Raw genomic sequence first — 12,183 nt, forward strand, 5'->3', positions numbered from 1 at the left:
GCACCGGGATTTCGCCGCAACATGGTCACCATCTGCGCGATGACCGCGACAATTATGCAGGCGCTCGACACCACAATTGCCAACGTCGCGCTGCCCTACATGCAGGGCACGCTGTCGGCCTCGCAGGACCAGATCAACTGGGTTCTGACGTCCTACATCGTGGCGGCGGCGATCATGACTGCGCCGGTCGGCTGGATCGCCAACCGGTTCGGACGGAAGAAGGTGTTCATCGTTTGCTCCGCAGGCTTCACGGCGGCTTCGGTGATGTGCGGCCTCGCGCAGGACATTACGCAGATGGTGCTGTTCCGTCTGCTGCAGGGCGTATTCGGCGCAGCGTTGGTGCCGCTCTCACAGGCCGTGATGCTCGATTCCTACGCGCTGCATGAGCGCGCCAAGGCGATGTCGATCTGGGGCATGGGCGTGATGCTCGGCCCGATCATGGGTCCGTCGCTCGGCGCCTGGCTGACGGAAACCTACTCCTGGCACTGGGTGTTCTTCGTCAACCTGCCCTTCGGCATCTTCACCGTTCTCGGTCTGATGGCGTTCATGGACGAGACCGAACAGAACCATGATCTGCGCTTCGACTGGTTCGGCTTTACGTCGCTCGCCATCGGCATCGGCGCGATGCAATTGGCGCTGGATCGCGGCGAACAGCTTGGCTGGCTGGAATCGCCGGAGATCGTTGCCGAAGCCGTCATCTCGGCGATCGGCTTCTACTACTTCTTCGCGCACTCCTTCACGACCAAGCGGCCCTTCATCCAGTTCGCGATCTTCAAGGACCGCAACTTCATCAGCGGCTGCATCTTCATGGCGATCATGGGCCTCGTGCTCTACAGCACCATGGCGCTGGCTTCGCCCTATCTGCAGAACGTGATCGGCTATCCGATCATGACCGCAGGGCTGCTGCTCGCGACCCGCGGCGGCGGCACATTCGTCGCCATGATGCTGGTGGGCCGCATGATGAAGTATGTCGAGGCCCGGACTCTGATCGCGAGCGGTATGCTGCTGATGTCAGTGTCGCTTTACTTCATGACCCAGTGGACCGACCAGACCGGCGTACCGACCATCGTGGCCGTCAGCGTCGCGCAAGGCTTCGGTCTCGGGCTGGTGTTCGTGCCACTCAGTACGGTCTCGTTCCTGACACTGCCGAATGAGCTGCGCACCGATGGCACGGCGATGCTGACCCTGATGCGCAATGTCGCCAGTTCGATCGGCATCTCGGTTGTGATCGCAAAATTAACGTCCGGCGGCCGGGAGAGTTACGCAATCCTCAACGAACACGTCACGCCATTCAATCAGGCCATGCAGATGCCCGACGTCGCAGGAATGCTCAACATGACGACGGATTCCGGTCGCGCCATCATGGATGTCATGATCAAGGCACAGGCGCAGATCATCGCGTTCTCGCACGATTACCAGATGGTGATGGTGGTGACGCTGTGCGCCATCCCGCTGGCGATGATGATCGGCTCGACCAAGGCCGCGCTGCGAAAACAGACGCAAAGCCCGGATCATGCCGCGGTGATGGAATAGTCCATCGGATCAACTCAAAGAAAAACGGGGAGCCAAGGCTCCCCGTTTTCGTCTGATGCCAGATAAGCTCAGTTGACCTTTTCAATCGCCGCGGCGGCACCTTGACCCACACCGACGCACATGGTCGCCAGCGCATACTTGCCGCCGCGCTTCTCAAGACCATGCACCGCCGTCAGAACGAGCCGCGCACCGCTCATGCCGAGCGGATGGCCTAGCGCAATCGCACCGCCATGCGGATTGACGAAATCGGAATCTTCCTTGACGCCGAGCTGGCGCAGCACTGCAAGGCCCTGCGAGGCAAACGCCTCGTTAAGCTCGATCAGGTCGATGTCGCTGATCTTGAGGCCGAGCTTCTCGAGCAGCTTGCGCACCGCAGGCACCGGGCCCATGCCCATGACACGCGGCGCGACGCCGGCCGAGGCATGCGCGAGCAGCTTTGCGCGCGGGGTCAGGCCGTGCTTCTTCACCGCCTCTTCGGACGCGAGAATGATCGCCGCCGCGCCATCGTTCACGCCCGAGGCGTTGCCCGCAGTCACCGTGCCGTCCGGGCGGGTCACGGGCTTCAGCTTGGCAAGCTGCTCCAGTGTGGTTTCGGGACGCGGATGCTCGTCCTTGTCGACGATCACCGGACCCGTCTTGCCGCCGGCAACCGTGACCGGGACGATTTCCTCGGCGAAGTAACCCGCCGCAATCGCCTTGCCCGCGCGCTGCTGCGAGCGGATCGCGAAGGCGTCCTGGTCCTCACGCGAAATCTGGTAATCGGTGGCGACATTCTCGCCGGTCTCCGGCATGGAGTCGACGCCGTACATCTTCTTCATCAGCGGATTGACGAAGCGCCAGCCGATCGTGGTGTCATAGGTTTCCACCGCACGCTGATAGGCCTCGTTGGCCTTGCCGGTGACGAACGGCGCGCGGGTCATGGACTCCACACCGCCCGCGATGGCGAAGTCGATTTCACCGGCGCGGATCGCCCGGGCGATGCCGCCGACCGCATCGAGGCCCGACGCGCAGAGGCGGTTGACCGTCATGCCGGGCACCGTCTCGGGCAAGCCCGCCAGCAGCAGCGCCATGCGCGCGACATTGCGGTTGTCTTCGCCGGCCTGATTGGCGCAGCCATAGGACACTTCGTCCAGCGCACCCCAGTCGGCCTTCGCATTGCGCTCCATCAGCGCCTTGATCGGCGCCGCGGCAAGATCGTCCGCGCGAACCTTGGCCAGCGATCCGCCGAACCGTCCGATAGGCGTACGCACCGCATCACAGATGTAAACATCACGCATGGTCACTCTCCCTGAAAATCCTGCGGGCGTTGGCGCGTCCGCTTCCGGCTGGCGAGAGTTTTAGGAAGCGGTCTCCACCGCGTCAAACGATCCATGGCCGGAACAGGCTCCTGACGTGGCAGGGCGGCCATGCACAGAACCGCGCAAGACGTGGAAAACGCCGCCGGCAATTCCACCATGCGGAAGAACTTTGCTAATGTTCGCTCCATGACCATCCATTCCACGCCGCCCGCATCGCCGACTCCCGAAACCGCAGCCCCGGACGCTGCCGGGCGGGTCACGCCGATGATGGAACAATATCTGGAGATCAAGGCCGCCAATCCGGGCCTGCTACTGTTCTACCGGATGGGTGATTTCTACGAACTGTTCTTCGAGGATGCCGAAACCGCCTCGCGCGCGCTGGGCATCACGCTGACCAAGCGCGGGAAGCACATGGGCGAAGACATCCCGATGTGCGGCGTGCCGGTGGAGCGTTCGGACGATTACCTGCACCGGCTGATCGCGCTCGGCCACCGCGTCGCGGTCTGCGAGCAGACCGAGAATCCCGCCGAAGCCAAGAAGCGCGGCAACAAGAGTGTGGTTCGCCGCGACGTGGTACGGCTGGTCACGCCGGGCACGCTGACCGAAGACACGTTGCTGGACGCGAAGGCGAACAATTATCTGCTCGCCATTGCGCGCGCACGCGGGTCATCGGCGGCAAGCGACCGTATCGGCCTCGCATGGATTGATATTTCGACCGCGGAATTCAGCGTCACCGAATGTGGTGCCAACGAACTTGGCGCCACGCTGGCGCGGATCAATCCGAATGAAGTGGTCGTCACGGACGCACTGTATTCAGACCCCGAACTGTCCGCGCTGTTCCGCACGCTCGCCGCGGTCACGCCGGTGACCCGCGACATTTTCGACGCCGCCACCGCCGAGCGGCGGCTGTGTGATTATTTCGCCGTTGCGACCATGGATGGTTTCGGCGCGATGTCGCGGCTGGAAGCCACCGCAGCGGCGGCCGCCGTGACCTATGTCGACCGTACCCAGGTCGGCCAGCACCTGCCGCTGTCGCCGCCGGCGCGTGAAGCGGCGGGCACCACCATGGCGATCGACCCCGCCACCCGCGCCAATCTCGAACTGACGCGGACGCTGGCGGGCGAGCGGCGCGGATCGCTGCTCGACGCCATCGACTGCACGGTAACCGCCGCCGGATCGCGGTTGCTGTCGCAACGCCTCGCGGCGCCGCTCACCGACAGCGCTGCTATTTCGCACCGGCTCGATGCGACGGCGCTGTTCGCGGACGACAGCGCAGCGCGTGACGATCTGCGCAGCATCCTGCGCGCGGCACCTGATATTTCACGCGCGCTGGCGCGGCTCTCGGTCGGGCGCGGCGGCCCGCGCGATCTTGCGGCACTGCGCGACGGCATTCTCGCCGCCGACAGGATTCTCGACCGGCTCGCGAAGATCGAAAAGCTGCCGCGCGACATTTCACTTGCGATAGAGGCTTTGCGCCGCCCGTCACGCGATCTCGCACAAGAATTTGCGCGTGGTCTCGCGGATGAACTGCCGCTGTTCAAGCGCGACGGTGGCTTTGTCCGCTCGGGTTACGAAGCCGCGCTGGACGAAACCCGTAACCTGCGCGACGCCTCGCGCCTCGTGGTCGCGGCGATGCAGGCACGTTACGCAGACGATACCGGCATCAAGGGCCTCAAGATCCGGCACAACAACGTACTCGGCTATTTCGTCGAGGTCACCGCGCAGCACGGCGACAAGCTGATGACCGCGCCGCTGAATGCGACCTTCATCCATCGCCAGACGCTCGCCGGGCAAGTTCGCTTCACCACCACCGAACTCGGCGAGATCGAAGCCAAGATCGCCAATGCCGGCGACCGCGCGCTCGGGCTTGAACTCGAAATCTTCGACAAACTGTGCGCGCAGGCGGTCGCTGCCGGCGATGACTTGCGCGCCGCCGCGCATGCTTTCGCGCTGCTCGATGTCACATCCGCGCTGGCCAAGCTCGCCGTCGACGAGAACTACACGCGGCCTGTGGTCGACAACTCACTGAAGTTCTCGATCGAAGGCGGACGCCACCCGGTGGTCGAGCAATCATTGAAACGGGACGGACAGCCGTTCATCGCCAATGCGTGCGACCTGTCGCCGGGGCCGACGCAGTCCTCGGGGCAGATCTGGCTGATCACCGGTCCGAACATGGCCGGTAAATCGACCTTCCTGCGGCAGAACGCGCTGATCGCGCTGATGGCGCAGATCGGCAGCTTCGTGCCCGCGAAGCTCGCCCATATCGGCATTGTGGACCGGCTGTTCTCCCGCGTCGGCGCGGCGGACGATCTCGCGCGCGGGCGCTCGACCTTCATGGTCGAAATGGTCGAGACCGCGGCGATCCTCAATCAGGCTGGCGAGCGGGCGCTGGTGATCCTCGACGAGATTGGACGCGGGACATCCACCTTCGACGGACTGTCGATTGCATGGGCTTCGATCGAACACCTGCATGAATCGAACAGATGCCGCGCATTGTTCGCCACGCATTATCATGAATTGACGGCGCTCTCGGCCAATCTGCCGCGCCTGTTCAATGCCACCGTTCGCGTGAAAGAGTGGCAGGGCGATGTCGTGTTCCTGCACGAGGTGCTGCCGGGTTCGGCAGACCGCTCCTATGGCATTCAGGTTGCTAAACTCGCAGGGCTCCCCGCCGCCGTGGTCGCACGCGCGAAGTCGGTGCTGGCGAAACTCGAAGCACAGGACCGCAACACCACGGCCCGCGCCTTGGCCGACGACCTGCCACTATTCGCCGTGCCGTCGCGCGCCGCACCCGAACCGCAGCCGCCGAGCATCGCCGACCAGATCGCCGAAGCGCTTGGCGCGCTGCATCCCGACGACATGTCGCCGCGCGAAGCGCTCGATGCTTTGTATGCGCTGAAAGCGAAGCTGCCGAAGCAGTAATCAGACGCGGTTGATCGACACGCTGGTCTTCGGGCCGTTCCTGATAGTCTGATAGACCACACAATAACGCTCGGTGAGTTTCAGAAGCTGATCGAGCTTGTCCTGCGGCGCATCGGTGTCGACATCGAAACGCAGGCGGATTTCGGCAAAGCCGACCGGAGCTTCCTTGTCGATGCCGAGCGTGCCGCGAAAATCGAGATCGCCCTCGGCCGTGACATTCCCGGATTTCAGCGGCGCGTCGATCGCGGTCGCCACCGACTTCAGGGTCACGCCGGCGCAAGCCACCAGCGCTTCCAGCAGCATGTCGCCGGAACACAGTTCAAGACCCGAGCCGCCTGTCCCCGGATGCAAACCGGCAATCGCAGCCGCCGCCTTGCCGGTTTCGACCTTGCAGGACAGGCCCTCGCTGTCGAGCGAACCTCGCGCCTTGAGCGTAATCAGGGCTGCCTTGGGGTCCGCCTTGTAGCGATCCTTGATCGGCGCCTGCATGGCGCGCAGCTCGGTCGAATCCATGATCCTGTCTCCGTTTCTTCCGGGATCAACATCGCCACCGACGGCTTATTCCGCATTATGTCCTCTCACCTGCGGCGCGCAAATCACCTGCTGCAATCCCCTAACGCAGCCTTTTTAACGGGGGAAATGTTGATATATTTCAACAAGTTATCTTGCTTCGCCGACGTGACGAAAACTGCAGACATGCACGTCGCAAAAAAGGCCGCTCTCGCCAACGGACGAGAAAACAGCACAGACGGCGCGTTCTGCCGCAATCGCCTGATGACACCGCTGTTGCTGTCCGTTATCCGAAGAGGATGGACAGCGTGACGGCCTCGATTCCCCCAGCCCCCGAAGTGCAGTTCGATACGGCGCGCATCACCGCCGAGGTGGATGCGCTGGCCGACAGGCACGCCGGCAAGGACGATCAGTTCCGCGCCGCCATCACCCAACTGCTGAAGGGTGAACTGGCGCGCGCCCGCGACGCGGCGCAGGCCCAACTCCTGAAGGATCGCCACGGCCGCCGCTGCGCCGAGCGGCTCTGCGACGTTCAGGACGAGATCATCCGCATCCTGTTCAACGCCGCGACCCGGCACCTCTATCACTCGCCGACGCCGTCGGACTCCGAGCGCATGGCGGTGATCGCCACCGGCGGCTACGGACGCGGCCTGATGGCGCCGGAGTCCGACATCGACCTGCTGTTCATCCTGCCCTACAAGCAGACCGCATGGGGCGAACAGGTCGCCGAGGCGATTCTATATTGCCTCTGGGACATGGGTCTGAAAGTCGGTCACGCCACCCGCTCGATCGACGAGTCCATCCGTCAGGCGCGCGCGGACATGACCATCCGCACCTCGGTGCTGGAAACCCGTTTCCTCACCGGCGACCAAGCGCTCTACGATGAACTGGTGATGCGCTTCGACAAGGAAGTGGTGCAAGGCACCGCCGCCGAATTCGTCGCCGCCAAGCTGGCGGAGCGCGAGGAGCGTCACCGCCGCGCGGGCCAGTCACGCTATCTGGTCGAACCCAACGTGAAAGACGGCAAGGGCGGGCTGCGCGACCTGCACACGCTGTTCTGGATCGCGAAATATGTCTACCGCGTTCATGACGCCGCGGACCTCGTCCAGCAGGGCGTGTTCGATCCGCAGGAATACCGCACCTTCCGCCGCTGCGAAGATTTCCTGTGGTCGGTCCGCTGCAACATGCATTTCTATACCGGCCGGCCCGAAGAGCGGCTGTCGTTTGAAATGCAGCGCGAGATCGCACAACGTCTGGGCTACACTTCGCATCCCGGCATGCAGGATGTCGAACGCTTCATGAAGCACTACTTCCTGATCGCCAAAGACGTCGGCGATCTGACCGCGATCCTCTGCGCCAAACTGGAGGATCAGGAAACCAAGCCTGCGCCGGTCCTGAGCCGCATGATGGCGCGGCTGCGCCCCGGCCGCAAACGCAGCCGCGTTCCCGGCAGCGACGACTTCGTGGTCGACAACAACCGCATCAACCTGGCCGCGCCCGACGTGTTCAAGACCGATCCGGTCAATCTGATCCGCGTCTTCCGTCTCGCGCAAAAGAACAATCTCGCATTCCATCCGGACGCCATGCGCGCAGCCACGCGCTCGCTCGGGCTTATCACGCCGAAGCTGCGCGAGAATCCGGACGCCAACAAGCTGTTCATGGAGATCCTGACATCGAACGACGCGGAGACCGTGCTGCGCCGGATGAACGAGGCCGGCGTGCTCGGCCGTTTCATCCGCGCGTTCGGACGGATCGTGTCGATGATGCAGTTCAACATGTATCACCACTACACCGTGGACGAGCATCTGCTGCGCTGCATCGGCATCCTTCAGGACATCGAGCGCGGCGGGAACGACGAATTCGCCGTTGCCAGCGACTTGATGCGAAAGATTCAGCCCGAACATCGCGCCGTGATCTACATGGCGGTATTCCTCCATGACATCGCCAAGGGCCGGCCCGAGGATCACTCCATTGCTGGTGCCAAGGTCGCGCGGCGGCTGTGCCCGCGCTTCGGCTTCAACACCGCCGACACCGAACTGATCGCCTGGCTGATCGAAGAACACCTCACAATGTCCACGGTGGCGCAGTCGCGCGACCTGTCGGACCGCAAGACCATCGAGAATTTCGCCGCCGTCGTGCAATCGGTGGAGCAGATGAAGCTGCTGACCATCCTGACCACCGCCGACATTCGCGGCGTCGGTCCCGGCGTCTGGAACGGCTGGAAGGCGCAGCTCATCCGCACGCTGTATTATGAAACCGAACCGGTGCTGACCGGCGGCTTCTCCGAGGTCAACCGCGCCCAGCGCATTGAAGTGGCGCAGGCGGAATTCCGCGCCAACTTCAAGGAATGGCCGGAAGCAGAGCTTGAAGCCTATATCTCACGGCACTATCCGGCCTACTGGCTGAAGGTCGAGCTGGCGCGCAAAATCCGTCACGCGCGGTTTGTGAAGGCGAGCGAAGCCGGCGGCCACAAGCTCGCGGTCAATGTCGGCTTCGACGAAGGGCGCGGCGTCACCGAACTTACCATCATGGCGCCGGATCATCCCTGGCTGCTGTCGATCATCGCGGGCGCCTGCGCGTCGGCCGGGGCGAACATCGTTGACGCGCAAATCTACACCACCACCGACGGCATCGCGCTCGACACCATCGCCATCACCCGCGAATACGACCGCGACGATGATGAAGGCCGCCGCGCCACCCGCATCGGCGACACCATCGAGCAGGTGCTGGAAGGCAAACTGCGGCTGCCGGACGTGATGGCGCGCCGCACGGCCTCGAAGACACGGCTGAAGCCGTTCATTGTCGAGCCTGAAGTGACTATCAACAACCAGTGGTCCGACCGCTACACCGTGATCGAGGTCTCGGGCCTCGACCGGCCCGGCCTGCTGTTTCAGCTCACCACCGCGATCTCCAAGCTCAATCTCAACATCGCCTCCGCGCATGTCGCGACCTTCGGCGAGCGCGCCCGCGACGTGTTCTATGTGACCGATCTGCTCGGCGCACAGATTACCGCGCCGACCCGGCAGGCCGCCATCAAGCGCGCCCTGATCCATCTGCTCGCCAACGGCGATGCGTCGGAAAAACCCGCGGCCTGACTTATCTTTCCGCGCGCCGGCCTCCCCTGCACTTTGGATCATGGCCATTTGCCGCAGGCGCAATCGCGGCTGTGCCATGCGCCTTTGCAAGCCGTGGTGATTATCAACCCGGCATTTGCGTGATATAGATCGCGAACTGGACATACCGGAGGTCCGCGATGTTCGAGGGTTTCGACGCCATCACGCTGGCGCGCATGCAGTTTGCCTTTACGGTGTCATTCCACATCGTATTTCCAGCCTTCTCCATCGGCCTTGCGAGCTATCTCGCCGTCCTCGAAGCGCTGTGGCTGAAGACCGGGCGCGAAGTTTTCATCAATCTTTTCAATTACTGGCTGAAAATCTTCGCCGTCGCCTTCGGCATGGGTGTCGTCTCCGGCATTGTGATGTCGTATCAGTTCGGCACCAACTGGTCGGTGTTCTCCGACAAGGCCGGTCCAATCATCGGCCCGTTGATGGCCTACGAGGTGCTGACCGCGTTCTTCCTTGAAGCCGGCTTCCTCGGCGTCATGCTGTTCGGACTGAAGCGCGTCGGGCCCAGGCTGCACTTCTTCGCCACCCTCATGGTTGCCGTCGGCACGCTTGCCTCGGCGTTCTGGATTCTCTCGGCGAACTCCTGGATGCAAACGCCCGCCGGCTTTGCGATGAATTCGCAAGGGCAGTTCGTCGCCGCCGACTGGTGGAAGGTGATCTTCAATCCTTCCTTCCCCTATCGCCTGGTCCACATGGTGCTGGCGGCCTATCTCACCACCGCGTTCGTGGTCGGCGCGGTCGGCGCCTATCACCTGCTGAAGAATACGCAGCTTGAAGGCGCGCGCGTGATGTTCTCGATGGCGATGTGGATGGCCGCGCTGGTCGCGCCGATCCAGATTTTCGCCGGCGACCAGCACGGCCTCAACACGCTGGAGCATCAGCCGGTGAAGGTGATGGCGATGGAAGGCCACTTCCAGAGCCACCCGGACGGCGCGCCGCTGATCCTGTTCGGACTGCCCGATCAGGCCGCGGGGACCGTCAGGTATCCCATCGAAATCCCGAAGGCCTCCTCGCTGATTCTCAAGCACTCGTTCAATGCACCTCTCAAGGGGCTCGACACGGTGCCGCGCGAGAACTGGCCGAACGTGCCGATCGTGTTCTGGTCGTTTCGGGTGATGGTCGGGATCGGCTTCCTGATGCTTGGCATCGGTGTGTTGAGCCTGTGGGCCCGCTGGCGCGGCCAGCTTTATGACCTGAAACTGCTCCATCGGTTCGCGTTGCTGATGGGACCTGCGGGCTTCATCGCCGTCCTCGCAGGCTGGGTGACCACCGAAGTCGGCCGCCAGCCGTTCACCATCTATGGACTGTTGCGCACGGCCGATTCCGCTTCGCCGCTGGCTGCGCCGGCAGTTGCCTCGTCGCTGATCGCTTTCGTGATTGTCTACTTCATCGTGTTCGGCACAGGCGTCTATTACATCCTGCGCCTGATGCACGAACCACCGCATCATGGCGAACAGGGACCGAGCAGGGATGCGCCAACCCGCACAGCCGGCATCACGCCCGCGGCCGCGCAAGCCATTCCCGCCGCCCAGGGACAGGGGTAACGGCCATGGCCGAATTCACGTTCGACATCGCAACGCTCTGGGCCTTCATCATCGCCTTCGCGGTGTTCATGTACATCGTCATGGATGGCTTCGACCTCGGTCTCGGCATGCTGTTTCCGTTCTTTCCGGAGAAGCATGACCGCGACGTGATGATGAACACGGTCGCGCCGGTATGGGACGGCAACGAAACCTGGCTGGTGCTGGGCGGCGGCGGACTGATGGCCGCCTTTCCGCTGGCATTTGCAATCGTGATGCCGGCGATCTACACGCCGATCATTGCCATGCTGATCGGTCTGATCTTCCGCGGCGTCGCGTTTGAATTCCGCTGGCGCACCACGCGAGAACGCAACCTTTGGGATATCGCCTTTGCAGGCGGCTCGCTGATCGCGGCTTTGGCACAGGGCATTGCACTCGGCGCCATCCTGCAGGGCATCCATGTCGAAGGGCGCCATTACGCGGGGGGCTGGTGGGACTGGCTCACCCCCTTCAGCGTTCTGACCGGCTGCGCGGTGGTCGCGGGCTATGGCTTGCTCGGCGCGACCTGGCTGGTCATGAAGACCACGGGTGACCTGCGCGAACATGCCTATCGCCTGAGCTGGTGGTTGCTGATCGCCACCCTGGCTGCGATTGTCGCCGTCAGCCTTGCCACGCCCTTCCTGCAGGCCGAATACTGGCGGCGCTGGTTTGAGTGGCCGAACATTCTGTTCACCGCGCCAATTCCGATCGCGGTGGCGGCGATCACGCTTCTGCTTTTGAAGAGCCTCGCGGACAAGCGAGACTACCGGCCCTTCGTTCTCTCGCTGATCCTGTTCGCGATCACCTATGCCGGCCTCGGCGTCAGCATGTTTCCCTATATCGTCCCCCAGAGCGTCACCATCTGGCAGGCGGCGGCGCCTGCCAACAGCCTCTTCTTCATGATCTTCGGCGTGGCGGTGCTGGTGCCGATCATTCTGGCCTATACAGGATGGGCCTATTGGGTGTTTCGCGGCAAGGTCGACGCCTCGAGCGGATATCACTGATGCCCGCGCCGCGCGACACGCCGCGGCCCCTCGGACAGCGGCTGTTGTGGTTCGCCGCGCTCTGGCTGCTGGGGACCGGCACTGTCGCCGCGGTCGCCTGGCTGCTGCGGCTCTGGATCGCGCCGCACTGATCGTTCGGCCGGTAAATTTCAGAGATATTTTAAGGATTTACGCCACATGGTGCGCTACCCATGAGCCGGTGTCACTTGCCAGCCGGACACGGCTCGGGTTT

At 63.3% G+C, this 12,183-nt stretch carries 8 protein-coding genes; 6 read left to right on the plus strand and 2 right to left on the minus strand.

Annotated elements, in window-relative coordinates:
• Nucleotides 1-21: 21 nt before the first annotated feature.
• On the plus strand, nucleotides 22-1,533 hold the full coding sequence (locus HMPREF9696_RS14085) for an MDR family MFS transporter (RefSeq protein ID WP_051053320.1): 1,512 nt from the start codon (nucleotides 22-24) through the stop codon (nucleotides 1,531-1,533).
• A 68-nt stretch (nucleotides 1,534-1,601) separates the two neighbouring features.
• Here HMPREF9696_RS14085 and pcaF read toward each other — a convergent pair whose 3' ends face one another.
• Nucleotides 1,602-2,810 (minus strand): 3-oxoadipyl-CoA thiolase, encoded by a 1,209-nt coding sequence (gene pcaF, locus HMPREF9696_RS14090; RefSeq protein ID WP_002713703.1) that lies wholly within the window; start codon nucleotides 2,808-2,810, stop codon nucleotides 1,602-1,604.
• Between the two features lie 207 nt (nucleotides 2,811-3,017).
• On the opposite strand from pcaF, the gene mutS reads away from it, so the two are divergent.
• Nucleotides 3,018-5,753: a DNA mismatch repair protein MutS gene (gene mutS, locus HMPREF9696_RS14095; RefSeq protein ID WP_040302059.1), complete on the plus strand. Its 2,736-nt coding sequence runs from the start codon at nucleotides 3,018-3,020 to the stop codon at nucleotides 5,751-5,753.
• On the opposite strand, the gene HMPREF9696_RS14100 is transcribed toward mutS, so the two are convergent.
• Nucleotides 5,754-6,266, minus strand: a complete 513-nt coding sequence (locus tag HMPREF9696_RS14100) for an OsmC family protein (protein ID WP_002713705.1) — start codon at nucleotides 6,264-6,266, stop codon at nucleotides 5,754-5,756. It abuts the gene before it with no gap.
• 296 nt (nucleotides 6,267-6,562) lie between these two features.
• Between HMPREF9696_RS14100 and HMPREF9696_RS14110 the strand changes: the two genes are divergently transcribed.
• From HMPREF9696_RS14110 to HMPREF9696_RS21505, 4 genes are all read left to right on the plus strand, one after another.
• Nucleotides 6,563-9,358, plus strand: coding sequence for a [protein-PII] uridylyltransferase (locus tag HMPREF9696_RS14110; protein WP_040301472.1), 2,796 nt, complete (start codon nucleotides 6,563-6,565; stop codon nucleotides 9,356-9,358).
• A 158-nt stretch (nucleotides 9,359-9,516) separates the two neighbouring features.
• Complete coding sequence (locus tag HMPREF9696_RS14115) at nucleotides 9,517-10,932, plus strand: cytochrome ubiquinol oxidase subunit I (RefSeq protein WP_002713707.1); 1,416 nt, start codon at nucleotides 9,517-9,519, stop codon at nucleotides 10,930-10,932.
• A 5-nt stretch (nucleotides 10,933-10,937) separates the two neighbouring features.
• Nucleotides 10,938-11,951: a cytochrome d ubiquinol oxidase subunit II gene (gene cydB / locus HMPREF9696_RS14120; RefSeq protein WP_002713708.1), complete on the plus strand. Its 1,014-nt coding sequence runs from the start codon at nucleotides 10,938-10,940 to the stop codon at nucleotides 11,949-11,951.
• A complete protein-coding gene (locus tag HMPREF9696_RS21505) occupies nucleotides 11,951-12,082 on the plus strand; it encodes a hypothetical protein (protein WP_002713709.1) in 132 nt (43 codons plus the stop codon). Before cydB ends, HMPREF9696_RS21505 begins: the two co-directional genes overlap by 1 nt.
• The last annotated feature ends 101 nt before the right edge of the window (nucleotides 12,083-12,183 follow it).

This window comes from Afipia clevelandensis ATCC 49720 (assembly GCF_000336555.1).
GTDB classification, from domain to species: Bacteria; Pseudomonadota; Alphaproteobacteria; order Rhizobiales; family Xanthobacteraceae; genus Afipia; species Afipia clevelandensis.

Coding starts and splice junctions, on each gene's coding strand:
- HMPREF9696_RS14085 (WP_051053320.1), top strand. CDS start 22: ATGGTCACCATCTGCGCGATGACCGCGACAATTATGCAGGCGCTCGAC.
- pcaF (WP_002713703.1), bottom strand. CDS start 2,810: ATGCGTGATGTTTACATCTGTGATGCGGTGCGTACGCCTATCGGACGG.
- mutS (WP_040302059.1), top strand. CDS start 3,018: ATGACCATCCATTCCACGCCGCCCGCATCGCCGACTCCCGAAACCGCA.
- HMPREF9696_RS14100 (WP_002713705.1), bottom strand. CDS start 6,266: ATGGATTCGACCGAGCTGCGCGCCATGCAGGCGCCGATCAAGGATCGC.
- HMPREF9696_RS14110 (WP_040301472.1), top strand. CDS start 6,563: ATGGACAGCGTGACGGCCTCGATTCCCCCAGCCCCCGAAGTGCAGTTC.
- HMPREF9696_RS14115 (WP_002713707.1), top strand. CDS start 9,517: ATGTTCGAGGGTTTCGACGCCATCACGCTGGCGCGCATGCAGTTTGCC.
- cydB (WP_002713708.1), top strand. CDS start 10,938: ATGGCCGAATTCACGTTCGACATCGCAACGCTCTGGGCCTTCATCATC.
- HMPREF9696_RS21505 (WP_002713709.1), top strand. CDS start 11,951: ATGCCCGCGCCGCGCGACACGCCGCGGCCCCTCGGACAGCGGCTGTTG.